The 24,104-nt window shown below is 73.2% G+C and carries 21 protein-coding genes; 13 read left to right on the top strand and 8 right to left on the bottom strand.

All coding sequences use genetic code 11. The features are described 5' to 3' along the window. The first annotated feature begins 94 nt into the window (after positions 1-94). Complete coding sequence (locus LZG04_RS09325; protein WP_233815329.1) at positions 95-1,204, top strand: glycosyl hydrolase 53 family protein; 1,110 nt, start codon at positions 95-97, stop codon at positions 1,202-1,204. Positions 1,205-1,253: 49 nt separating this feature from the next. On the opposite strand, the gene LZG04_RS09330 is transcribed toward LZG04_RS09325, so the two are convergent. Continuing rightward, positions 1,254-2,054: a cytidylate kinase family protein gene (locus LZG04_RS09330; protein ID WP_374202797.1), complete on the bottom strand. Its 801-nt coding sequence runs from the start codon at positions 2,052-2,054 to the stop codon at positions 1,254-1,256. A 115-nt stretch (positions 2,055-2,169) separates the two neighbouring features. On the opposite strand from LZG04_RS09330, the gene LZG04_RS09335 reads away from it, so the two are divergent. Next, on the top strand, positions 2,170-2,580 hold the full coding sequence (locus LZG04_RS09335) for an NUDIX hydrolase (protein ID WP_233815333.1): 411 nt from the start codon (positions 2,170-2,172) through the stop codon (positions 2,578-2,580). Between the two features lie 15 nt (positions 2,581-2,595). Further along, positions 2,596-3,954: a coproporphyrinogen-III oxidase family protein gene (locus tag LZG04_RS09340; RefSeq protein ID WP_233815335.1), complete on the top strand. Its 1,359-nt coding sequence runs from the start codon at positions 2,596-2,598 to the stop codon at positions 3,952-3,954. Here LZG04_RS09340 and LZG04_RS09345 read toward each other — a convergent pair. Continuing rightward, positions 3,929-4,585, bottom strand: coding sequence for an AAA family ATPase (locus LZG04_RS09345; RefSeq protein WP_233815337.1), 657 nt, complete (start codon positions 4,583-4,585; stop codon positions 3,929-3,931). The two genes, LZG04_RS09340 and LZG04_RS09345, sit on opposite strands and share 26 nt — an antisense overlap. A 222-nt stretch (positions 4,586-4,807) precedes the next feature. Here LZG04_RS09345 and LZG04_RS09350 point away from each other — a divergent pair, with 222 nt between their 5' ends. Next, positions 4,808-5,380 (top strand): DUF4406 domain-containing protein, encoded by a 573-nt coding sequence (locus tag LZG04_RS09350; protein ID WP_233815339.1) that lies wholly within the window; start codon positions 4,808-4,810, stop codon positions 5,378-5,380. Between the two features lie 12 nt (positions 5,381-5,392). Here the strand turns inward: LZG04_RS09350 and LZG04_RS09355 are convergent, their stop codons facing one another. The 3 genes from LZG04_RS09355 to LZG04_RS09365 form a co-directional block, all read right to left on the bottom strand. Then, positions 5,393-7,870 (bottom strand): NACHT domain-containing NTPase, encoded by a 2,478-nt coding sequence (locus tag LZG04_RS09355; RefSeq protein ID WP_233815341.1) that lies wholly within the window; start codon positions 7,868-7,870, stop codon positions 5,393-5,395. 404 nt (positions 7,871-8,274) lie between these two features. Then, entirely contained in the window at positions 8,275-9,636 is a 1,362-nt protein-coding gene (locus LZG04_RS09360) for a permease prefix domain 1-containing protein (protein WP_233815343.1), read from the bottom strand. Further along, a complete protein-coding gene (locus LZG04_RS09365) occupies positions 9,633-10,001 on the bottom strand; it encodes a PadR family transcriptional regulator (protein ID WP_233815345.1) in 369 nt (122 codons plus the stop codon). The genes LZG04_RS09360 and LZG04_RS09365 overlap by 4 nt, the downstream gene beginning before the upstream one ends. Positions 10,002-10,169: 168 nt before the next feature. On the opposite strand from LZG04_RS09365, the gene LZG04_RS09370 reads away from it, so the two are divergent. Together LZG04_RS09370 and LZG04_RS09375 are read left to right on the top strand one after the other, a co-directional pair. Further along, on the top strand, positions 10,170-10,859 hold the full coding sequence (locus LZG04_RS09370) for a response regulator transcription factor (protein WP_374202798.1): 690 nt from the start codon (positions 10,170-10,172) through the stop codon (positions 10,857-10,859). 136 nt (positions 10,860-10,995) lie between these two features. After that, positions 10,996-12,117, top strand: a complete 1,122-nt coding sequence (locus LZG04_RS09375; protein WP_233815347.1) for a cell wall metabolism sensor histidine kinase WalK — start codon at positions 10,996-10,998, stop codon at positions 12,115-12,117. A 202-nt stretch (positions 12,118-12,319) separates the two neighbouring features. On the opposite strand, the gene LZG04_RS09380 is transcribed toward LZG04_RS09375, so the two are convergent. Further along, positions 12,320-13,801: an aromatic amino acid ammonia-lyase gene (locus LZG04_RS09380; protein WP_233815349.1), complete on the bottom strand. Its 1,482-nt coding sequence runs from the start codon at positions 13,799-13,801 to the stop codon at positions 12,320-12,322. Positions 13,802-13,864: 63 nt separating this feature from the next. Between LZG04_RS09380 and LZG04_RS09385 the strand changes: the two genes are divergently transcribed. From LZG04_RS09385 to LZG04_RS09410, 6 genes are read left to right on the top strand one after another with little or no spacing between them, the layout of a single operon-like run. After that, the gene (locus LZG04_RS09385) at positions 13,865-15,415 is read left to right on the top strand and encodes an FAD-dependent oxidoreductase (protein WP_233815351.1); all 1,551 of its coding nucleotides are present in this window, start codon (positions 13,865-13,867) and stop codon (positions 15,413-15,415) included. Next, a complete protein-coding gene (locus LZG04_RS09390; protein WP_233815353.1) occupies positions 15,402-16,835 on the top strand; it encodes a class I adenylate-forming enzyme family protein in 1,434 nt (477 codons plus the stop codon). Before LZG04_RS09385 ends, LZG04_RS09390 begins: the two co-directional genes overlap by 14 nt. Before the next feature lie 15 nt (positions 16,836-16,850). Continuing rightward, a complete protein-coding gene (locus LZG04_RS09395; RefSeq protein ID WP_233815355.1) occupies positions 16,851-18,428 on the top strand; it encodes an NAD(P)-binding domain-containing protein in 1,578 nt (525 codons plus the stop codon). Further along, a complete protein-coding gene (locus LZG04_RS09400; RefSeq protein WP_233815357.1) occupies positions 18,425-19,504 on the top strand; it encodes an alpha-hydroxy acid oxidase in 1,080 nt (359 codons plus the stop codon). The genes LZG04_RS09395 and LZG04_RS09400 overlap by 4 nt, the downstream gene beginning before the upstream one ends. Beyond that, the gene (locus LZG04_RS09405) at positions 19,486-20,880 is read left to right on the top strand and encodes a cytochrome P450 (protein ID WP_233815359.1); all 1,395 of its coding nucleotides are present in this window, start codon (positions 19,486-19,488) and stop codon (positions 20,878-20,880) included. Before LZG04_RS09400 ends, LZG04_RS09405 begins: the two co-directional genes overlap by 19 nt. Then, positions 20,877-22,163: a cation:proton antiporter gene (locus LZG04_RS09410; protein ID WP_233815361.1), complete on the top strand. Its 1,287-nt coding sequence runs from the start codon at positions 20,877-20,879 to the stop codon at positions 22,161-22,163. The genes LZG04_RS09405 and LZG04_RS09410 overlap by 4 nt, the downstream gene beginning before the upstream one ends. A 48-nt stretch (positions 22,164-22,211) precedes the next feature. Here the strand turns inward: LZG04_RS09410 and folE are convergent, their stop codons facing one another. Further along, positions 22,212-22,823, bottom strand: a complete 612-nt coding sequence (gene folE / locus LZG04_RS09415) for a GTP cyclohydrolase I FolE (protein WP_233815652.1) — start codon at positions 22,821-22,823, stop codon at positions 22,212-22,214. 5 nt (positions 22,824-22,828) lie between these two features. Beyond that, a complete protein-coding gene (locus LZG04_RS09420; protein WP_233815363.1) occupies positions 22,829-23,266 on the bottom strand; it encodes a hypothetical protein in 438 nt (145 codons plus the stop codon). Between the two features lie 81 nt (positions 23,267-23,347). Here LZG04_RS09420 and LZG04_RS09425 point away from each other — a divergent pair, with 81 nt between their 5' ends. After that, the gene (locus tag LZG04_RS09425; RefSeq protein ID WP_233815365.1) at positions 23,348-24,043 is read left to right on the top strand and encodes a metalloregulator ArsR/SmtB family transcription factor; all 696 of its coding nucleotides are present in this window, start codon (positions 23,348-23,350) and stop codon (positions 24,041-24,043) included. Positions 24,044-24,104: the final 61 nt, after the last annotated feature.

The following is a 24,104-nucleotide window of genomic DNA, read 5'->3' on the forward strand; positions in this document are numbered from 1 at the left end:
ACAGCCGCTCTGGACGGGGACTGGACTCGGAGTGGACGCTGTGCACGTTCACAGTCCTCCGCCGCCGCACCGACCGTCGATCAAAGGAGATCGGATGTCCGGATCCCACCGGGCGGCCCGGGCCGTCCTGGCCCTGGCGACCGCCGTGCTGCCGCTCACCGCGCTCACCCCGACCGTGTCCGCGGCCGGCACGCTGACCATGCTCGGAGCCGACGTCTCGACCGCGCAGCGCGCGCTGGACCTCGGGGCGAAGTACTACGACGCGGCCGGTGTCGCCCGCGACCCGCTCGACATCCTCAAGGGCGCGGGCGTCAACTACATCCGGCTGCGGGTCTGGCACAACCCCAGGAGCGGCTACAACAACAAGGCGAAGGTGCTGGCCTACGCCAAGGCCGTGAAGGCCAGGGGCCTCAAGCTGCTGGTCGACTTCCACTACTCCGACACGTGGGCCGACCCGGGCAAGCAGTACAAGCCCGCCGCCTGGGCCGACCACGGCATCGGCCAGTTGCAGACCGACGTCTACAACCACACCTTCGACGTGTGCACCAGCCTGAAGGCCCAGGGCACCACGCCTGACAGCGTGCAGATCGGCAACGAGATCAACGTCGGCATGCTGTGGAACGACGGCAAGGTCGTGAACAACGACTTCACCAACCTCAGCCTGCTGCTCAAGGCCGGCTACAACGCCACCAAGGCGTGCAACGGCGGCACCCAGGTCATGGTCCACACGGCGAACGCCGACAGCCTCGACCACGCCCGCTGGTTCTACGACGGCATCAGGTCCAAGGGCGTCGCCTGGGACATCACCGCCCTGTCGTACTACTGCATGTGGCACGGCACGCTGGCCAACCTCTACAACGTGATCTCCGACGTGCGCACGCGGTACGGCAAGAACGTCGTGCTCGCCGAGACGGCCTACCCGTTCACCAACGGCAACGCCGACAGCACGGGCAACTCCATCACCACCGGGTGCGACGGCTACCCGCTGACGTGGACGGGCCAGGCCACCAACTTCGCCCACGTGCAGAACACCGCGCGCAACGCCGGGGCCATCGGCGTCTTCTACTGGGAGCCGACCTGGTACGCCGTCCCCGGCAACGGCTGGGACCCCGCCGACATCGACCACAGCGGCAACGGCTGGGACAACATGGCGGTCTTCAACTGGTCCGGCCGGGTCAACCCCGAGGTCCGCTGGACGCCGTGACGCGACCCGTGGGCGGGGCCACCACCCGGCGGTCCCGCCCGAGCACCGCTCACCGCCGCCACTCCACCACCGGCCCACCGCCGCCCACCGGTCCGGCGTCCGCGAGGTCCGCGCCCAGCAGGCCCCGGTCGACCAGGGCCGTGACCACGGCCCGGTAGGTCGCCCGCGCGCCCAGCTCGGCCTGCTCGACGGTCGCCTCCGGGATCTGCGCCGAGCAGTCCACGACCAGGTCGAACGGGCGGCGGTCGGTGAACAGGTCGAACCCCCAGTTGGCCAGGAACACCGCGCGGCTCTTCGCGTCCTTGGCGTCCAGGATCGAGGCGCATTCCTCGGAGGTCTTCGGCGCACCCCGCTGCACGTACGAGACGTGGCACTTGCGCAGGCGGCTGGCGCGGTCGGACTCCAGCCAGATCCGGATCGCCGGCTCGTCGGAGTACCAGGGCAGGCCCCACGAGTCGAACACCCCCGCGTCGCGCTCGCGCAGGGCGCTGCGCACCGCCGCGTCGACCGCACGTTCCACCGACAATTCCGTGCGCTTCTCGTCGAGTTGCGGCGTCCATTCCGCGCCCGCGTCGGACAGGTGTTCGGCCAGTATCCGGGACGCGCTCAGGAACGGCAGGCCCAGGCCGGCCGCCAAACGGCGGCACAGGGTCGTCTTCCCGGCTGCGGTCAAGCCGGACACGATAATCCTCACGACCAACCCCACAGGTGTTCGGCGACTATTCCGGTCCGAATGGCCGACGGTACCCGAACCGACCCGCCACCCAGGTCCGGCGATCCATTCGGCAGCAACCGATCGCCCCACCGGTCCGAGTCGTCCGCAATATTGCGGGCGATTGCGCCACAACATTTCGGAACGGCGTAGTGGGTTCACTCGAAGATGTGGTTCACTGGCACTTCCGCCGTTGCCGACCGCGCTGACCCGCTAACCTCTGCCGCCGAGGGGACGACCGGGAGGGTATTCCATGCAAGAGGTGCAACTGGCCGGATGCGTGATCACCGACGACCGCGGCCGCGTGCTGCTGCTCCACCGGAACACACCTGACCTGCAACAATGGGAAATACCTGGTGGCAAGCTCGATCCCGGCGAGGATCCCCGGACCACCGCGGTCCGAGAACTGCGGGAAGAGATGGGCGTCGAAGTCACCGTCGACCGGAATCTCGGTACGCGCACGTTCGTCGAAAACGGGCGCACGATGGTCTACACGTGGTTCCTCGCCCAGATCACGGCCGGCGAACCGCGCGTGCTCGAGCACCACATCCACGACAACTGCGGCTACCACGACGTGGACGAACTCGCCGCGATGCCGGAAGAGCTGTCGCCGAACACCCGGAACTTCCTGCACGAGATAAGCCAGGGCAACATCCGCTTCTGACCCGGCGAGGATTCCATGCGGATAGTAGTGGACGAGCCTTCCACCCGCACCCGGCTGACCGAGTCGATCGCCGCGGACACGCGCGCCGACTACGTCTACTCCTACCCGCCCCGGCAGGCTTACCGGCCGTTCGACGAACCGACCGCGGCGGCCGTACCGGACCTGATCGCCCGTTCGCTGCGCCGGTTCACCGATCTGAACCTGTACGTGCACGTGCCGTTCTGCCGCCAGATCTGCCGGTTCTGCAACCTCTACGCCGTCGCGGACCCGAACGCCGACCTGGACGGCTACGTCGACGCGGTGCTGGCCGAGGCCGCGGGCCTGGCCGGGCTGACCGACCGCAAGGACGTCACGACCCTCTACGTCGGCGGCGGCACCCCGTCCATCATGGCGCCCGCCCAACTGGAACGACTCCTCCGATCCCTGCTGGACCGGTTCTCGACCGACCCGGACCGGCCGCCGCCGGAGACCGCCCTGGAGGTGGACCCGGCGACGGTCGACGCGGCCGGGCTGCGCGACCTGCGCGCGGTCGGGTTCACCCGGATCAACCTCGGCTACCAGTCGATGGTCGACGGTGAGGTGCGCGGCCTGGGCAGGCGACGGCCCGCGAGCGCCGGGCTGTCGTTGCTGGAGCAGGCGCTGGCCGTGGGCTTCACCGACGTGTGCGTGGACCTGATCTACGGGTTGGCCGGGCAGACCGACGAGGGGTGGCTGGACTCGCTGCGGCGGGTCGCCGCACTGGCCCCGCCGACGGTGTGCGCCTACCCGCTCACGCTCCGGCCGTTCACCGGCTACCACAAGCTCGGCTACTCGTCCGTGGACGGCGCGACCCTGTACCGGCGCTACGAGACCGCGGACCACGTGCTGCGCGAGGCCGGGTACCGCCAGGAGACGCACGTCCGGTGGGTCCGCGACGGCGGCGGGTACCGGCAGAAGGTGAACCACTGGGGGCTGCGCAACGTGCTGGGCCTGGGCGCGGGCGCGCGGAGCTACCTGTGGGAGGCCGACCTGCGCAACGGCTACTCGGTCCGCTCGCGCGGCTCGGTGCTGCGGTCCTACGTGGACCGGATCGGCGCGGGCGGCACGGCGGTCACCGACGGCTTCGTCATGTCCGACGACGAGCGGCAGCGCAAGGCGACCGCGCTCAACCTGATGGCGCTGGACCGCGGGTGGGCGCGCGAGGTGCTCGACTTCGACCCTGTGACGCGGTTCGCGGACGAGTTCGCGCTGTTCGCGGAGCTGGGGCTGGGCGAGGTCGGCCCGGACCGCGTGACGCTGACGCGCGAGGGCGTGAAGTACCGGGACCTGTTGTCCCAGGCCCTGTTCAGCCGCGAGGTGCGCGCACGGGTCAGGGAGTTCGGCTATGACGAGTAGGCGGGCCGAGCGCGGCCACGGCCGCCACGGCGTCGGACAGGACGGCCCGCGGTGACCGGCCCGCGTCGATGGTGGTCACGCGCAGCGCGGGCGTCCCGGCCGACCGGCGTAAGGCGGCGCGGTGGGCTCGTTCCATGAAGGCCAGGCGCGCGTCGTCGCAGTACCCGTCGCGCGCCACGAGCCGTTCCCGCAGCACGCCCCGGGGCGCCACCAGGTGCAGGGTCAGGTCCGGGGTGGGGAGGTGGCGGAACACGCCGTCCAGCAGCTCCCGGGCGGCGGTCTCGCCGAGGTCCGCGCCGAGCACGACGTCCTGGTAGGCGTACTTGCTCAGGTACCCGCGATCGCTGACGACCGTGGCGCCAGCGGCGACCAGCGGTGCGACCGCGGAGGCGTGCACCTCGTAGAAGTCGCCCAGGAACACCAACGACTGCCCGATCCCGCTGGCGGCGATGAGGTGCGGGGTCTCGCGCACCGCGTCGGCCAGCGCCCGCCCGAACGACGCCGCGGAGAACTCCGGCGCCAGGTGCGCGCCGTACGCGTCGGCCAACGCGCGGGCGATCGTCGTCTTGCCGACGCCCTCGACGCCGTCGACGCAGATCCACCGGCCGCGCTCGGGGGATTCACCGGCCATGAACGGCCCACCTTCCGTGCGTGGAGTTGTGCCGGGCCGATCCCGGCGGGTGCCCGACGCGGTGGTGCGCCGACCGCGCGGGTTCCGGTGAGGTGGCAGCGCGAAGTGCCTGCCACCCGGGAGGTTACCGCGCTCGGACCGCGCCGGCGTGTCCGCGCCGGGCGGCGGGTGGGCCGTGCCATCGTGATCGTCGGACGCCGTCCGGCGAGGGAGGAGTGACGCATGCACAAGCCCGCGTTGTCCGCCGCACTCCAGGCGTTCGCGTCCATCGAGCTGAGGGACGCGGTCTACGTCGCGTGCGCCGTCAGCTCGGGCCGCCGCGAGCTGGACCTGATGCTGGCGGCGTCGCAGTTCGACCGCGCGGTGCTGCGGGCGCAGCTGGTCCACCGGTGGGTGCGGGACGTGCTGGAGCCCAACCGCGCCGACGCCCGTGCGGCCGCGACCCGGACGAGGGCGCGCTACCCCGGCCGCAGCGTGATCAACCCGTCGGAGTTCGACATCGACGGCCTGGACCAGCCGGGCTACGACGTGCTGTGCGAGCGGATCATCCGGGGGCACGTGACCCGGATCGTGCTGGCCGACGGGTGGGAGTTCAGCCGGGGCGCGCGGGTGGAGGCCGCGCTCGGCGCGGAGCTGGGGCTGGCGATGGAGGACGGCGCCGGGCGTCGGATGACCGAGCACGACGTGTGGGCCACGTGCGAGAAGTCCGAGGCCGCGCTCGTCGAGGCGGGGTTCCCGGAACACCGGGTGCGGGAGCTGCTGCCGCCCACGACCGGCGCGGCCGCGACGCGCTGACCCCGCGCCGCGTCACGGCCCGGTCGGCGCCACCAGCTTCCGCATGGCGTCGAGTTCGCGCAGCAGGGTCGGGTCGAGGTCCGGGTCGCGCAGCAACGCCGTCTCCGCGGCGCGCAACGCGCGGCCGTCCTGCTCCGCCAACGCTTCCTCCCGCCAGATGGCGTAGTCGTAGAACGTGTAGAGGTCGAGGTAGCGCCGGGCGGCGGCGATGCGGTGCGGGTAGTCCGGCGCGGTCATCAACGCGATCGTGCGCTCCCGCGTGCGGGTCCAGCCGCGCAGCTTGTCCGAGTCGACGTGCGGCGGTTCCTCGCGGTGGTCGATGTCGCCGTAGTAGTACATGAGGTAGCCGCGGTTCCAGGCGCGCCACTCGGTCGACTCGCGGCCCCGGTCCACGAAGATCCGCAACGCCTCCCGGTCGCCGAGGTGGCACAGCCCCCACAGCACTGCCTGTTCGAGGAAGATGTCGTCCTCGTCGTGGAACAGCCGCCACAGCGCGGCCCGACCGTCCGGTGCGGCCCGCGACAGCAGGTAGGCCACGAGGTTGCCGGTGACGCGGACGCGGGCCACGTCGTCGCCCGCCGAGCGGACGTGGCGGAACGCGGCTTCGAGCACGTCGCCGAGACCCGGCACGGGCGTGATGCGCAGCTCGTCCACGAGGAAGTGGCGCACCTCCGGCGTGGGGTCCACGTGCAGGCACGCGGCGAGCCGGCCGACCTCTCCGGAGGTCAGCGCGGCCTCGATCTCGCGCACGTAGTGCCTGCTCACCAGGTACTCGAAGAACGAGTAGTGGATGAAGCTGCCCCACACCCGCCCGGACGACCGCCACCGGTTGCACAGTTGGCTGAGCGCGCGTTGGGTGCAGCGGGCCGACTCGGCGCGGCCGGAGGAGAGCAGCGCGCTGACGGCGCCGAAGTCGAAGCGGTCCTCGTGGATCGCCGCGCGCTGGAACACCAGCCACGCGGCGTCGATCCAGACCTCGATCGACGCGCCCGCGCGGGCGCAGCCGGCCCGGGCGAGGGCGGCGTCGCTGACGGCCGCGAGCCGGTCGATGTACTCCGCGTACAGGGCCGACACGTTGCCGACGTCGGACAGCCCTTCGTGCCCGAGGAAGGTGACCATCCGCGCGTACAGCGGCCGGGTGACCATCCTCGACAGGTCGGGTGAGCCGCGCACGAGGTCGAGCAGGCGGTCCGACGGCAGCAGCCCGCCCGCGACCAGGCGGCGGACGAAGTCGGTGAAGTGGTCGTCGAGGGTCCACCCGCCGATGGCGTAGATCGAGTCGAACGTGTCGCCGTCCATCGACGGCGCGAGGTTGTCCTCGAACTCCCGGTGGCGGCACGTGACGACGACGGCGAACCTCTCCCGCGCCTGGCGGAGCAGCTCGGACAGGTCCGCGGGCGAGTCGAACTCGCCGAGGCTCTCGTCCAGCCCGTCGATCAGCAGCGCCGGGCGGGGTGAGCCGCCCGGCCCGGTGTCGGGTGGCGGGTGCTGCGCGTGGGCGGCGATCATGCGGCGCAGCTCGGAGGCGCGCACGGCCAGCGCCGGCGTGGAGTCGCGCAGCCGTCGCAGCACCGCGTAGGCGGCGACGCTCTTGCCGCTGCCCGGCTCGCCCAGGATGAGCACCGAGCCGTTGCCCGCGACCTCGGCCGCGATGTCGTCGACGGCGAACCGCCGGTCGCCGTGCCCGGTCTTGGCGAACGCGGCGGGCACGTACAGGCCGCGGTCGTGCAGTTCGGCGATGCTGAGGTCCACCGGGTAGGCGGTGCGGCGGCTGCCCAGCCGCCGCACCGAGTCGGCGGAGGCCCGCCACAGGTCGGCCGCGGTTTTCCCGCGGTCGCGGACGGCATTGCGCACCGTTTCCGCGCGGCGCGGTTCGGGCACTTCCGGCCCGGTGTGGACCCACGCGGTCGAATCGGTCTCTTTCATGACCACTTCGACGCTGCGGAATCGTCGCGCGTCCACCGCGAGCGAATGCCGGACGACCTCCTCGAAGAACCAGTCCGAGACCATCAGGGCGACCGCGCCGGGCGCGTCGGCGAGCGCGCGGCGCAGCGGGTCGGAGTCGACCAGCCGGCACACGTGGTTGACCGCGTGGCCGACCACGCCGTCACCGTCGGGGTAGACCTCACCGGCGTGCACGGCGACGCGCAGCCTGATGCGCTCCGGCGGCTCGTGCCTGCTGTTGTGCTCGTCCAGGTGCGCGGCCAGGGCCGTCGGCAGGCGTTCCACGAAGAGGCTCTTCGCCACTTCCGGTGGCACGAGCACGAGGATCCCGTCGCCGCGGTCCTGGCGCAGCCACGAGGTCCAGTCCACGCCGATGTCGGTGAACGCGGCCTCCATGGCCCGGTACAGCGCCTGGCGGACGACCAGCCGGTTCGGGTTCGTCCGGCCGTGGTCGCTGAACCGCTCGATGTCCACGACCACCATGGTCCGGTGCACGGCGACTCGGACCGGGTCGTCGGCCGAGCCGTGCACCGCCTCGCCGCTCATCCGCCCTCCCGCTCGAGCGCCCGCTTGCCGTCAGCGTAAAGCAGTGTGACGGACTCGTGGCGTTTTCCCCGGGCGTTCGGACTCGCCGGTCCGGCGCAAGGTCAGATGACGCAGTCCGGCGGAGGAATTCGCGTTCGGCGGCCGTCGCGCGGGCCTGGGGACGGATGCGGAAAACGTGGGGTCCACACATTTCGGAAATGATCGCGGTACGCGCTCCACAATGGACACGAAAGTGGACACGAGGGTGGGATTCCGGTGTCGGACGGCACCGGGATCCCACCCGTTCGGCGCAACGCTGATCACCCGGGTCGACCACCGCGGGCACCTCGACGCGGCAGCGCGCGCTGCGCCACGCACGGCGACGCTTGGGGATCAGCCGTGCCCGGTGTCCGCGGGGACGTCGGTCAGAGGTAGCCGAACACCGGCGGGAAGACCAGCACGACCACCCACGCCCACACCGCGTACACCGGCAGGTACGCGGTCTGCCAGCGCTCCAGGGCGGCGAACGGCGTGCGGCGGCGGACCAGGCCCAGCATCAGCCAGGCCGACCAGGCCAGGTTGGCCAGCAGGACCACGTTCTCGCCCAGCGCCGCCGCCTTGTTGGGCGTGGTGCCGAACTCGCTGATCCGGCCGGTGATCTCCACCAGCACCAGCACGTCGATGACCAGGGCGCTGACCACGAGCGCGAGCTGGAGCCGGTCGAACACGCCGGGCGGGGCCAGCGGGTCGCGGGCCGAGGCGGAGTAGAGCAGCAGGCCCAGCACCACGACCAGCAGCAGGTCGAACAGGATCAGCGCTTCCCGCTCCACGTCGATCCCGCCGGTGGTGACGCCCCACGTGACCAGGAACGCCAGCAGCACCACCGTGAACAGCGGCGTGAACAGGCGCGTCAGCACCGGCGCGATGTTCTCGACCACGCCCTGCTTGGCCTCGACCAGCCACCCCGCCACCACGATCGCGGCCGCCGCACCGCACGGCACCACCCACTGCGAGATCACCGTCTCCGGCGAGACGCCGATCGCCTCGAACGTGCCGAACACGAACCCGACCAGCACACCGCCGCCCAGGGCGATCAGCACGTAGTAGATGAAGCACTCGCCGGTGAAGCGGATGAAGTCCATCCAGCGGCGCGAGGCGCGCGGGTCGTCGGACGCGTAGGCCACGCCGACCGCGAACCACAGGGCGATGGGCAGGTGCAGGCTGGTCAGCACGATCGACTGGGACTGCGCGGTGAGCGGGTGGACGTTCGCGCCCACCGCGCCGAGCCCGAACAACGCCACCAGCACGCCGATCAGCCCGACCGGGGCACGACGCCGCCACGCCAGGAAACCCGCGAGCCACGGCAGCACGAGCAGGCCGGCGTTGAGCGGGTAGAAGGTGCTGCCGTCGGCCAGGCTCGCGCCGAGCAGCTCCGGCACCTTCACCGACGCCGCCGCGCCCAGCGCGCAGCCCACCATCACGACCAGGTCCCGCCGCGACCGGGTGACCGGGCCGTCCGGCCCGCCGGTCAGCACGAGCTGCTTCCACAACCGCTCGGAGTGCTCGCGGGCGAACTCGCGGGACAGCTCGTCGAGGCTGCCCATGCGCTTGACCGCCACCAGGAACGCCTCGTCGGCGCGCAGCCCGGCGGCCATCAGGTCGTCCACCGAGCCGCGCAGGTGGTCCTCGAGCTCGTCCGCGTCGGCCTGCCGCAGCTCGCGCCGGCGCTGCACGTAGTGGCGCCACTGGGCGAACTGCGCCTCCAGCCCGTCCTGGTCGTCGGTCATGCGAAGCCTCCCCGGGGGAACGTGGTCAACGGCTGAGGCCGGTCGGGCCAGATCTCCTTGAGCGCGCCCACGACCGTGTCCCACTGGCGTCGCTGCTCGGCCAGCTCGGCCAGCCCGCCGCGGGTGATGCGGTAGTACTTGCGCCGCCGCTCCCCCGCGACCGAACGCCAGCTCGACTCGACGTGACCGAGGCGCTCCAGCCGGTGCAACAACGGGTAGAGCAGCCCTTCGGTCCAGTCCAGCTCGCCGCCGGACAGCTCGTTGATCCGCCGGAGGATGGCGTAGCCGTAGCTGTCCTCCTCGGCGAGGATGCCCAGCACCATCGGCGTCGCCGAGGCGGCCACGAGATCCTTGGCGACCTTCACGACGACCTCCCCGACGGCGTACCCTAGATGTGCAAGGCATAGTAGTTCTAGGTATCGCGTCGTAGCAAACAGCGCGGAACGGACCATCTGGGACGCAAGCGGCGGAACCCCGATGGCAGGCGGTCGCATCACGTTGACCGCACCCCCGGAAGTGGGATTCTGGTCGACGTGCAGGGTGACCCCGGATCCTGGCCGGCCCACTGCTTCCGGTTGCTGCTGGTCGAGGACGACCGCGAACTCGTGGAGTTGCTGGCCGCCGCGCTGCGCGGCGAGGGGTACACCGTGGACGTCGCACTGGACGGGCACCGGGGCCTGCACCTGGCGCTCACCCGCCCGTACGACGTGGTGGTCATCGACCGCGGCCTGCCCGCGCTGGACGGGCTGGACCTCTTGGTGCGGCTGCGCGCGCGGTCGGTGCGGGCGCGGGCGTTGATCCTGACCGCGCTGGGCACCGTGCACGACCGGATCGACGGGCTCGACGCGGGTGCGGACGACTACCTGGTCAAGCCGTTCGACCTGGACGAGCTGAGCGCGCGGCTGCGGGCGCTGTGCCGCCGGTCGGCGGAACTGGCCGACGCGCTGCGGATCGGCGCGGGACACTTGGACGTGGGTCAGCGGGAAGTCGTGCTGCCCGACGGCGGACGCGTGCCGCTCACCACCCGGGAGTTCACGCTCCTGCGCGTGCTCGCCAGCCACCCGGAGACGGTGCACACGCGGGCGTCGTTGCGGCGGGTGGTGTTCCCCGACGCGTCGGCGACGTCCATTGTGGACACTTACATGTACTACCTGCGGACCAAGATCGACCGTTCGGTGGTGCAGACCGTGCAAGGACTCGGGTACCGCTTGGGGGCGCTGTGAGTCGATCGTGGGCCGAGGCGGAACGCGCGGTCGTCCGGCGGGCACGCCTGCGGATCGGCGTGCTGGTGGCGCTGGCGGTCACGGTGCTGGTCGCGTTCGTCGGCGGCATCGCCTACGTCGTGATGGCGCGGCGCAGGTGGCCCAGGCCAAGCGCGAGCTCTGGTACAACGCCACCTTCGGCGCGCCGTCGACGCCTCCGGGGTGCACGTGGCTGTTCTTCCTCGATGACGACGTGCTCGACGACGGCCCGCTGAAGGTGCCGCCGGGTTTCCCGCTCCACGACGACCTCCACGCGGTGCGGGCGTCGGGCGGGACGGTCGAGCGCGACTTCGAGCTCAACGGCACGCGGTACCTGGTGCTGACCCAGCGCGGCGCGGGCGACCGGACCGCGCAGGCGGTGTTCGACATGCGCTACCAGCTCGCCGACCGGCGGCACCTGCTGCTGGCGCTGGCGATCGCGGAGCTGGGCGGGCTGCTCGCGGCGGCGGCGCTGGGGCTGTGCGTGGGGCGCGGCACGGTCGCGCCGCTGGCGGAGGCGCTGGCCCGGCAGCGGCGGTTCGTCACGGACGCGAGCCACGAGCTGCGGACCCCTATCGCGCGGGCGTACACGCGGGCGCAGGTGCTGGCGCGGTGGGCCAGGTCGGCGGACCTGCCCGACGACCACCGCCACAGCCTCGACCAGCTCGCCAGCACCATCCGCGGGCTCGGCGACGTGGTGGACGACCTGTTGCTGTCGGCGCGGCTGAGCCGGGGGTCCGAGGGTCCGGCCGGCCGGCCGGTGGACCTGGCCGCGCTGGCGGAGTCCGCGGTGGCGACGGAGGACGAGCGGGCGGCCGAGCGGCGGATCACGCTGACCGTCGCGCGCCCGGCGGATCCGGTGGTGGTGATCGGCGTGGAGACCGCGTTGCGGCGCGCGGTGGACGAGCTGCTGGCCAACGCGGTGCGCCACACGCCGGAGGGCGGCCGGATCGACGTGCGCCTGGGGGTGCGGGGCGGGCAGGTTGAGCTGACGGTCGAGGACACGGGCGAAGGTTTCGACCAGGTGGAGGCCGAGCGGCTGTTCGACCGGTTCCACCGGGGGCCCGGTGACCAGGAGCGGCGGTTCGGCTTGGGGTTGGCGCTGCTGCGCGAGGTGGTGACCGGCCACGGCGGGACGGTGGAGGCGGCGGGCCACCCGGGCGAGGGTGCGCGGTTCACCCTGCGGCTGCCGGCGGCCGGTGCCGTGGGCGGCACGGCGTTGAGCACCGGCGGGCGCTGACGTCGCCGCCCCCGTTACCGGCGATCGGCCGGCGGAGAAGGACCGGCGACGACGGCCGCCGCGCCGATCCTCGACCGACCGGCGGTGACGGTCGCCGCTCCCGCCGACCAGTCGGCGGTGCCGGGAGCCGCGCCCACGACCGGTCAGCCGTACCGGAAGCCCCGCCCACGGTCAGCACTGCCGGGAGCCGCGGCCGACCTGGTCACCACCGGCCGGTGGTGACCAGGTCGGCCGCCACCCGCACGTCGACGTCCAGCGGCCGGTCCGGGTCGACCGGCGGGATCGCGTCGGCCAGGGCGTCGAGCAGCGCGGCGCAGCGGGGCGCGGTCGGCCTCCGCCCGCCCACGTGAACGGCTTGCCGCAGGCCGAGGGCCAGTGAGCCGCACAGCAGCCGCAGCAGCTCGGCCAGGTCGTAGGACCGCAGCGCGGCCTGCGTCCCGAACGGCACCACGTCCTGGTTGTGCAGGTTCGTCGGCAGGCTCTGGGTGCTCGCGGGCACGGCCGCGCGGCGGATCTCGGCGACGAGCGCCGTCGTGGCCAACTGCACGCCCTGCAACCCGTGCTGCCGACCGGGCCCGGCGGCCAGCATCGGCGGCAGGCCCGTGTTTCGGGCCGGGTCGACCAGCAGGTCCAGCTGCCGTTCCGCGAGGTTGCCCACCGACGCGGTCACCACGGCGAGCACGTCGGCGGCGAACGCGGCCGGTTGACCGAAGAAGTTGCCGCCGTGCGCCACGAGGTCGTCGTCCGGGAAGAACAGCGGGTTGTCGCTCACACCGCCCAGATCCGCCGCGACGACACCGTCGACGTAGCGCAACGCGTCCTCGGCCGCGCCGAGCAACTGCGGCGAGCACCGGATGCTGTAGGGCTCCTGGAGCGCGCGCTTCCCGCTCGGGATCGTGCCGACCAGCGTGGCGCGCATGTGCTCGGCGACGGCGGCCGCGCCGGGGTGGCCGTAGGCGGTGATCAGGCGTGGCTCCAGGAAACCGGGGTCCGCGCCGAGGACGTCCACGAGCAGGCACGTCAGGTCCCGCACGGCCCGGTGGGAGGCGCGCACGCCGCGCAACGCCAGCGCCGTGGCGGCGGTCGTCACCGACGTGCCGTTGACCAGCGCCAGCGCGTCCCGCCCGTCGAGGGTGAGCGGCGTGAGCCCGGCCCGGCGCAACGCGTCGCCCGCGGGCATCCGCTCGCCGTCCACGTAGGCGTGGCCGCGGCCGCGCAGCGCCTGCGTCGCGTAGGCGAGCGGGATGAGGTCGCCGCTCGCGCCGACCGAGCCGTGCCGCGGGATCGCCGGGACGAACGTGGTCGCGAACATCGCCGCCAACCCGTCCACGACGTGCGCGGAGACCCCGGAGAACCCCCGGGCCAGCGACCACGTCCGCACGAGCAGGGCCGCGCGGGCGATGTCGGCGGGCAGGTCGGGCCCCTGGCCCGCGCCGAGGTGTGCCAGGGTGTTGTCGCACTGGTCGGCGTCGTCGGCACGGCCCGCGTAGCCGATGAGCGCGCCGAACCCGGTCTTCGCGCCGTAGACGGGCCGTTCGTCGTCGGCCAGCACGCCGCGCAGGTGCTCGCGGCCCCGCTCCACCCGCTCCCGCACGGAGGGGCCGACCAGCACGGGCAGCGGCGTCGCGGCACGGACGAGGTCGTCGCCGGTCAGCGGTGCGTCGAGGTCCACGGAATCGGTCACGGCACCGACGGTAGGCAGCCGATCTCAGAGAGTTCTGAGATCCGGTGCGTAGCTTCCTGGCCCATGGCGCACGACTACCTGATCATCGGCGCGGGGCCGGCCGGGTTGCAGCTCGCCGCCCTGCTGGAGCGCGACGGTCGCGACTACGCCGTCCTCGAACGCGGCTCCGGTCCGGGCACGTTCTTCACCCGCTACCCCCGGCACCGGACGCTCATCTCCATCAACAAGGTCCACACCGGGCACACCGACCCGGAACGGCGGCTGCGGATGGACTGGAACTCGCTGCTGTCCGACGACCCGCGGCTGCTGTTCACCCGCTACAGCGGCCGGTACTTCCCGGACGCCGACGACCTGGTCCGCTACCTGGCCGACTTCGCCGAGGCCACCGGGGCGCGGGTGCACTACGACACCGAGGTCACCCGGATCTCCCGCGACGACGAGGGGTTCGCCGTGCTCGACCGCGGCGGGCGGACCTGGCGGGCCGCCCGGGTCGTGGTGGCGACCGGGGTCTCCCAGCTGCACCTGCCGCCGATCCCGGGCATCGAGCACGCCGAGCGCTACGACACGTTCGACACCGACCCGGAGTCGTTCACCGGCCTGCGGGTGCTGGTGATCGGCAAGGGCAACTCGGGGTTCGAGACCGCCGACGCCCTGGTCGAGCACGCGGCCGTCATCCACGTGGCCGGGCCGCACTCGGTGCGGCTGGCGTGGCAGACGCACTACGTCGGGCACCTGCGCGCGGTGAACAACAACTTCCTCGACACCTACCAGCTCAAGTCGGAGAACGCGGTCCTGGACGGCACGGTGGAGCTGATCGAGCCGCGCCCCGGTGGCGGGTTCCGCGTCCTGTTCCGCTACGCCCGCACGGTCGAGTCGTTGCGGGAGCTGGAGTACGACCGGATCGTGGCGTGCACCGGCTTCCGGTTCGACGCCTCGGTGTTCGACGACGGCTGCCGGCCCGCGCTGGCGATCGACGACCGGTTCCCCGAGCAGACCTCCGCCTACGAGTCGACCACCGTGCCCGGCCTGCACTTCGCGGGCACGCTCACCCAGCAGCGCGACTTCAAGAAGTCCACCAACGGGTTCATCCACGGCTTCCGCTACGGCGTGCGCGCCCTGCACCGCATCCTCGCCGCCCGCCACCACGGCGTGCCGTGGCCCTCGGCGGAGCTGCCCGCGTCACCGGAGGCGATCAGCGACGCGCTGGTGGCCAGGGTGAACCGGTCGTCCGCGTTGTGGCAGCAGTTCGCGGTGATCGGCGACGTGGTGACGGTCGACGGTGGCACGGCGCGGTACGAGGAGGAGGTGCCGGTCGCGTACGTCGCCGACGGCGGCCTCGGCCCGGCCGGGCACCGGTTCGTCGCCACGCTGGAGTACGGGCCCGACCACGACACCGTCGACCCGTTCGACATCACCGTCCCGCGCGTGGCGGAGAACGACGCGGCCAACGCCCACGACGCCAGCTACCTGCACCCGGTGGTGCGCTACTACCGCGACGGCGCGCTCGCCGGGACGCACCACCTGGCCGAGAACCTGGAGAACCAGTGGGACCTGCCGGCGGTGCACCAGCAGCCGCTGGCCGCGTTCGTGAAGGAGTGCCTTGCCGGCGCGTGACACCGAGCCGTTCCCGCGCGCGGTGCTCGACGTGCTCGACGCCGCCGCGGACCGGCCGGTGTTCGAACACGGCACGCGCGTGGTGACCGGCGCGGAGCTGCTCGACCTGGTCGCGCGGATCGCGGCCGGGCTGCGGCGCGAGGGCCTCGGCCCGGGTGACGGCGTCGCGCTGCTGCTGGGCGTGAACCCGGAGGCGTTCGCCACGATCCTCGCCGCGCACGCGGTCGGCGCGAGGGTGATCGGTGTGCGGCCGGGGCTGCCCGCCGACCAGGTGCGCCACCTGCTCGACCTCGACGTCGCCGCGGTGGTCACCGAGACGGGCGGGCTCACCGTCGACTCGTTGCGCGCGACCCGCGCGGCCGGTCCGGTGTCGTGCGCCGGCCGGCCGGACGACGTGGCGCGGCTGATCCACACCAGCGGCAGCACGGGCACGCCCAAGGCGTGCGCGCAGACCTACGCCGCGATGACCGCCGCGTGGACCGCGCGCCCGGCCGCGTGGCCGCCCGCGATCCGCGAGCTGGCGTCCCGGCTGGACCGCCACCTGGTGTTCGGGACGCTGTCGAGCCAGGTCGTGTTCGAGTACGCCGTGCTGGCCATCACCGCGGGCGGCACGGCGGTCGTCGCGGAGCGGCCCGACCTGCCCGACGCGATCACCCGCCACCGGGCGTCGGCGAGCGTGATCACGGTGCCACGTCTGGTCAGGCTCGTCGCCGGGCAGCGCCGCGCGCCCGCCGACCTGTCGACGCTGCGGGCGCTGGTCGTGTCCGGGTCGCCGCTGACCGACGACCGGCACCGCGAGGCATTGGACGTGCTGGGACCGGTCGTGTTCCACGGCTACGGCCAGACGGAGACGGGCACGATCTCGATGGCGACCCCGGCCGACCCGCCCGGCACGGTGGGCGTGCCGCCGCCCGCGGTGCGCGTCGAGGTCCGCGACGCGGACGGCGTGCCCGTGCCGGCCGGTGTCGACGGCGAGCTGTTCGTCCGCACCCCGGCGCAGGCCGTCGGGTACTGGGCGGACCCGGAGCGGTCGGCCGAGGTGTTCACCGACGGCTGGGTGCGCACGCGCGACCTGGGCCGCTTCGACGCCGGCGGCCGGCTGCGGCTGACCGGGCGGACCCGGGACGTGGTGATCGTCAACGCCACCCCGTACTACGCCGGCCCGATCGAGCGCGTCCTGGCCGAGCACCCCGACGTCGCCGAGGCGTACGTGGTCGCCGTGCCGGACGACGACACCGGCGAAGCGGTGCACGCGTTCGTCGTGCCGGCCGGCGAGCGGGAGCCCGACCTCGCCGCGCTGCGCGCGTGGGTGACCGCCCGCCTGGGCGCGGCGTGCGCGCCCGCGCACGTGACCGCGATCGCGGCACCGCCGCTCGCCCCGAGCGGCAAGCCGGACAAGCGCCTGCTGCCCCCTTCCTGACGTGAGGAGAAAGTCGTGTCCAGCGAGGTTTCGACGGACTGTCTCGTGATCGGCGCCGGCCCGGCGGGGCTGCAGGCGTCGTACCTGCTCACCCGCGCCGGGCGGGACCACCTGGTGCTGGAGGCCGGTGACGCCCCCGGCGCGTTCTTCACCCGGTTCCCCCGCCACCGCACGCTGATCTCGATCAACAAGCCCAACACCGGGTGGGACGACCCGGAGCTGAACCTGCGCACCGACTGGAACTCGCTGCTGTCCGACGACCCGTCGCTGCTGTTCACCCGCTACACGCCCCGCTACTTCCCGCACGCCGACGACATGCTGCGCTACCTCGGCGACTTCGCCGCGCGGCACGACCTGCCGATCCGCTACCGCACGTCCGCGGTGGAGGTGACCCGGCCGGACGACTTCGTGGTGCGCGACCAGCACGGCGGCACGTACCGGGCACGTCGGCTCATCGTGGCCACCGGGGTGTCCAAGCCGCACGTGCCGCCGATCGACGGGGTGGAACTCGCCGAGCGGTACGAGGACGTGTCCGTGGACCCGGCCGACTTCACCGGGCAACGGGTGCTGATCATCGGGCGCGGCAACTCGGCGTTCGAGACCGCCGACAACCTGGTCGAGACGGCGGCGGTCATCCACCTGGTCGGGCCGGGCTCGCTGAAGCTGGCGTGGCAGACGCACTTCGTCGGCCACCTGCGCGCGGTGAACAACAACTTCCTGGACACCTACCAGCTCAAGTCGCAGAACGCCCTGCTGGACGGCCGGGTGGTGGACATCCGCCGCGACGGCGACGGCTACCTGGTGCGGGTCAGCTTCGCCCGGGTCGCCGAACGGGTGAAGGAGATCCGCTACGACCGGGTGATCCTCGCGACCGGGTTCCGGTTCGACGCGTCGGTCTTCGCGCCCGGGTGCCGGCCGCGGCTGACGATCGACGACCGGTTCCCCGACCAGACCGCGGCCTGGGAGTCGGTGAACGTGCCCGACCTGTTCTTCGCCGGCACCATCACGCAGGCCAGGGACTTCAAGAAGTCGACCAGCGGGTTCATCCACGGCTTCCGGTACGGGGTGCGGGCCCTGCACCACATCCTGGAACACCGCTACCACGGCGTGCCGTGGCCGAGCCGGGACATCGCCCGCGACGCCGCGGCCGACGCCGTGCTGGAGCGGGTCAACCGCACCTCGGCGTTGTGGCAGCTGTTCGGGTTCCTGGCCGACGCGGTGCTCGTCGGGCCGGACGGCGCCCTGCGCTACGCCGAGGAGGTGCCGGTGGCGCACCTGCACGAGGCGGTCGCGCGCGGCGACTTCGGCGACGTCGACTCCTACCTGACCGTGACGCTGGAGTACGGCGCGGACCACGACAAGGTCAACCCGTTCGACATCACCGCGGGCCGGGTGTCGCAGGAGGACACCAGCGGGCTCGACGGGCGCTACCTGCACCCGGTGGTCCGGCACTTCCGCGGCGGCGCGCCGCTCGGCGAGCACCACCTCACCGAGAACCTGGAGAACGAGTGGGACAGCGAGGACGTGCACCGGGCGCCGCTGCTGGCGTTCCTGCGCGCCCGGCTGGACCGCGCCGCGGTGGGCCCGGCGTGAGCACCCGGCTCGCCGAGCTGCACGAGCGGGCCCGCGCGGTGCTCGACCCCGTGCACTACGACTACTACGCGGGCGGGGTCGGCGACGAGGTGGTGCTCGCCGAGAACGAGGCCGCGTTCCGGCGGCTGGCGCTGCTGCCCAGGGTGCTGCGCGGCCGGGAGACCCGCGACCTCGCGGTCGACCTGCCGGGCGGCCGGCTGGACCTGCCGGTGCTGGTCGCGCCGACCGCGTTCCACCGGCTCGCCCACCCCGAGGGCGAGCTGGCGACGGCGCGGGCCGCCGCGGCGGCGGGGACGGTGCTCGTGTCCGGCGTGGCCTCGACGGTGGCGATCGGCGAGGTGGTGGCCGCGGCGCGCTCGGTCGACCCGGGCGCGTCGGTGTGGTTCCAGCTCTACCCGCAGCCCGACGACGCCGTGACCGCGTGCCTGGTGGAGCGGGCGGAACGGGCCGGCTGCACGGCGCTGGTGGTGACGGCCGACTCGCCGGTGTTCGGCCGGCACCGGCGCGACGCCGAGCACGGTTTCCACGACCTGCCCGCCGGGTTGGCGGCGGAGAACATGCGGGACCTGCCCGGCGGTGTGCGGGACATCGTGATGTCACCCGCCGTGTCGTGGGAGCACCTGGACCGGCTGCGGGAGCTGACGTCGCTGCCGTTGTGGCTCAAGGGGGTGCTCCACCCGCGTGACGCGGTGCTGGCGGTGCGGCGTGGTGCGGCCGGGATCGTGGTGTCCAACCACGGCGGCCGCCAGTCCGACCTCGCGCCGGCGGCGGTGGAGGCGTTGCCCGCGGTGGTCGACGCCGTCGCGGGCCGCGTCCCCGTGGTGCTCGACGGCGGTGTCCGCGGCGGTGGGGACGTCGCCGTGGCGCTCGCGCTGGGCGCGGCGGCCGTCGGCGTCGGCAGGCCGGTGCTGTGGGGCCTGGCCGCCGACGGCGAGGCCGGGGTGGCGGGGGTGCTCGCCGTGCTGCGCGACGAGTTCGACCACGTCCTGGCGCTGTGCGGCGGGCGCGACCCGGCCGACCTGACCCGCGACCTGGTCGTGGCGCGCGGGACGGGGGTGTGCGCGCGGTGTGGGTGACCGGGGTGCTCGCCGCCGCAGCGGTGCTGACCGCGCCCCGGTGGCTGCCCGCGCGGGTGGTGGCGCTGCGCGCCAAGGTGTTCGAGAAGGTCAACGGGGACCACGCGATCACGTTCCCGAACGCCGACGTCGGGCCGGACCGGTTCGAGGAGGTCTACGGGCACCCCGCGGCGAACGGCCGCAGCCGCGGCGCGGGGCTGTCGGACCTGTTCTGGTACTGGCTCTCCCCCGGCCCCGAGGTGCACCAGGAGCACCTGGAGGCCGGCCCGCGCTACGACGACGTGGCGCGCACGACCCGCGCGCTGCTGTCCGGGCCGGGCGAGGTGCTGGCGGAGGCGGCGGCCCGCTGCACCGGGCGGGTGCTCGACGAGGTGGTCACCGGGCCGGTCACGCTGGTCCGCTTGCGCGACCTGATGATGCCGGTGTGGGCGGAGTACTTCCACGAGCTGGTGTTCGGCGAGCCGTGCCCGCGCGAGGCGCGAGACCTGATCGTGGGGCACGCAGACGACGTGGTGACGTCGCTGAAGTGCACCGGCCTGCGCCACCCCGCCCGGCGCGCCCGGTTGACCCGCTACCTGGCGCGGCGGGTCGCGGCGGGCGACGTGCGGCGGCCGTTGCCGTCGAGCCTGTCGCCCACCGAGCAGGTGCACTACCTGCAAGGCACGTTCTTCAACACCGCCGTGGTGCAGATGTCCGAGGCGATGGCGCACCTGCTGCTGGCGCTGGCGCGGCACCCGCACGTGGCGGCCCGGCTCGCGGGCGGCGACGAGCGCTACTTCGCGCACGTGCTGGACGAGACGCTGCGGCTGTACCCGCTGTTCGGCATCGCGCACCGCATCACCACCGCCGACCTCGCGCTGGACGAGCGCACCACGCTGCCCGCCGGGTCGGTGCTGTGCTTCAGCTACCCCGACTACCACGCCCGCGGCCACGCGCGGCCCGACGTGTTCGACCCGGACCGCTGGACGCGCCCCGGTGCCCGCGCGCACCACATCCCGTTCGGCGTGGCCGCGAACCGGCCGTGCCCGGCGTGGCGGCTGTCCCCGCTGGCGCTGCGCGCGGCGACGTTCGAGGTGCTGCGCCGCGTGACGCCGCGCTCCACCGTCACGCACACCCGGTCGTTGCCGAGCCGGGGTCCGTGCCTGCTGGTGCGGGTGGGCGAGTCGCCGCGCGGGCTGGCGGCGCTCGACGCGTTCCTGCGCGTGCGCGACCGGTGGGAGGACGTGTGGCGCAGCGTGGTCCAGCTCGTGCTGGGCACGGTCATGGTGCTGCACGCCCGCCGCCTGCGCCTGGCCGGGCGCTACTTCGACACGCACGACACCCAGGGTCGTCCGGTGCGGCGTCAGCCGCCTTCCACCGAGGAGATCACCGAGTGAACCAGATCCAGTTCGCGTTGCGGGTGTTCGCCGCGCTGGCGGTCGTGCTCGCCGCGACGACGTTGTGCGGGCGCCTGGCCACGCTGGTCAGGCAGCCGCGGGTGGTCGGCGAGATGGTCGCCGGCGTCCTGCTCGGACCGGCCCTGCTGGGCGCGGTCGCGCCGGGGGTCCAGGCCCAGCTGTTCCCGGCGGACGTCAAGGACACGCTGTACGTGCTGAGCACGATCGGGTTGACGTTCTACATGTTCCTGGTCGGGTCGTCGCTCGACCACGGCCTGGCCGCCGGGCGCAACATGCGGCGGGCGTCGGCGCTCGCGGTGTCGGGCATCGTGCCGACGTTCGCGCTGGGCGCGGGCGCCGCGGCGCTGTTCTTCGGGTCGCTGAGCCCCGACGGCGCGACCCGGTGGGAGTTCATGCTGTTCGTCGGCGGCGCGCTGTCGATCACCGCGTTCCCCATGCTGGCGCGGATCCTCCAGGAGCGCGGGATCGCGAACACGCCCATCGGCGGCCTGACCCTGGTCGCGGCGGCGATCGACGACGCGGCGGCGTGGGTGATCCTGGCGGTGATCATCGCCGTCGCGGCGGCGGGCAGCCCGTTCGACGCGGTGGGCACGGTGGCGGGCGCGGCGGTGTTCGCCCTGCTGATGCTCACGGTGGGGCGCGCGCTGTTCGCCAGGCTGGGCGCGCGGGTGGAGCGCGAGGGCCGGATGGGCCGCGACGTGATGGCCCTCGTGCTGCTCGTCGTGCTGGTGGCCGGGTGGTTCACCGACTTCATCGGGGTGTTCTCGGTGTTCGGCGGGTTCGTCACCGGGTTGGCGATGCCGCAGTCGGCGGTGGTGCGCCGGGAGCTGGAGATGCGGCTGACGGACCTGAACTCGATCCTGCTGCTGCCGGTGTTCTTCGCGTTCAGCGGGTTGAACACGCAGGTGTCCGGGTTCGGCGCGGGCGGCGGCCTGTGGTGGCCGCTGGTGGTGGTCATGGCGGCGGCGTTCGCGGGCAAGTACCTCGGCTGCGCGGTGGTCGTGCGCGTCCAGGGCTTCTCGTGGCGCTACGCCTCGGCGGTGGGCGGGCTGATGAACGCGCGCGGCCTGATGATCCTGATCTTCATCAACATCGGCCTCGCGCACGGCCTGGTGACGCCGGAGCTGTTCGCGATCCTCGTCGCGGTCGCGATCGTGACCACCGCCGCCGCGCTGCCGATCTACCGCGCGTCGCTGCCGGAGAGCCTGGAGCGCGGGACGACCGAGTTCATCCCGCCCGCGGTGGCCGCGCGCGAGCCGTGAGCCGGTGGCGGCCTCGTCCCGCAGGGCGTGGGGCGAGGCCGGCCCGGTCTACCCCTGGACGCCGGTCAGGGCGAAGAACTCCTGGCGGGTCCGGGCGTCGTCGCGCAGGGCGCCCAGCATGGCGGAGGTGACGGTGCGCGAGCCGGCGGCCCGCACGCCCCGCAGCGACATGCACAGGTGCTCGGCCTCCACGACCACGCCGACGCCTCGGGGCGCGAGGTGCTCCAGCAGCCAGTCCGCCACCTGCTTGGTCAGCCGTTCCTGCACCTGCAGGTCGCGGGCGAACAGCTCGACCACGCGCGCGAGCTTCGACAGGCCCAGGATCCGCTCCCCCGGCAGGTAGCCCACGTGGGCGACGCCCTGGAACGGCAGCATGTGGTGCTCGCACAGCGACTGCACCGGGATGCCGCGGGCCAGGACTAGCTCGTCGTAGCCCTCCTCGTTGGGGAACGTGGTCAGGTCGAACTCACGCGGGGTGAGCATCTCGGCGTAGGCGTGGGCGACCCGTCGTGGCGTGTCGGCCAGGTGCTCCGACGACGGGTCCTTGCCCAGGGCGGCCAGCAGGTCGGCCACGGCCCGCCGCGCGGCTTCCAGGTCCACGCCCGCGCGCCCGTCGACCGGGTACAGCCGCCGGTAGGAGCCCGCGGGCGACGGTGCCAGACCGCTCACCGCCCCCTCCCGCCGCGCGCCGGCGCGTACCGCACCGCCAGTCGCGACAGGGCGACGGCGGCCACGAACAGGCCGAAGTCGCGCAGCGCGATGTCGTAGTACGCCGGGATGGTCAGCAGGTTCACGATGATCCCGGCCAACCAGGCCGCGACGAGCAGGCCGCCGAAGCGCGGCGCCACCGCGACCACGATCCCCGCCGCGATCTCCACCACGCCCACGGCGTACATGGCCTGTTGCGCGGTGCCCGGCACGATCCCGTCGATCCACGGGGCCAGGTACCGCGGCCAGTCCACGAGCAGGTTGACGAACTTGTCGAGCCCGAACAGCACCGGCGCCACCGTGAACACGGTGCGCAGGAGCAGGAACGCCTGGTGGGCCGGGTCGGACCGCGACGCCCGACCGGCCGGCTGGACGCCGGACACCTCGGTGGCCATGACGCACTCCCTTCTAAAGACAACCTCGGCTAACCTTAGAAGCCAGCCCGAGATTTAGTCAACCGAAGTGGGTTTTAGAAAATGGGTGACGCCAGCCAGCCCGAGGCGCACATCTCGGCCGTCGCGGCGCTCGACGAGCCGACCCGCCGCCGGCTGTACGACTTCGTGGTGCGCCGACCCGCGCCGGTGAGCCGGGACGAGGCCGCCGAGGCCGTGGGCGTCCCGCGCACCACGGTCGCGTTCCACCTCGACCGCCTGGTCGCCGAAGGACTGCTGGAGGTGGTCCGCGAACGCCGCACCGGCCGCACCGGTCCCGGCGCGGGACGGCCCTCGAAGCTGTACCGGCGGTCGGCCGAGCAGATCGCCGTCTCGCTGCCCGACCGGCGCTACGAGCTGGCCGGCCTCCTGCTCGCCGACGCCCTGGCCGAGGCCGAGACCTCCGGCGAGCCGCCGCGACTGGTGCTCCAGCGCCGTGCCCGCGACGTGGGCAAGGACCTGGGCGAGGCGGCCCGTGCCACCCAGGACGGCAGGCCCGGCGTGCTGCGCGCGCTGGAGAGCTTCGGCTTCGAGCCGCGCGCCGAGGAGCCGGACGCCTCGATCGTGCTGGCCAACTGCCCGTTCCACACCCTGGCCCGGCAGCACACCGAACTGGTGTGCGGCATGAACCTGTGCCTGCTCGACGGCCTGCTCGACGGCCTCGCCGCCACCGACCTGACCGCCCGCCTCGCCCCCTCCGCCGACCACTGCTGCGTGCGCCTCGACCCGACCGACCACTGACCCCACCCGCCGGACCCGATCGCCGAATCCGGGCGGGCCAGTCGTGTTCGGAATCGGCGCG

The organism is Saccharothrix sp. S26 (assembly GCF_021390395.1).
Lineage (GTDB): Bacteria > Actinomycetota > Actinomycetes > Mycobacteriales > Pseudonocardiaceae > Actinosynnema.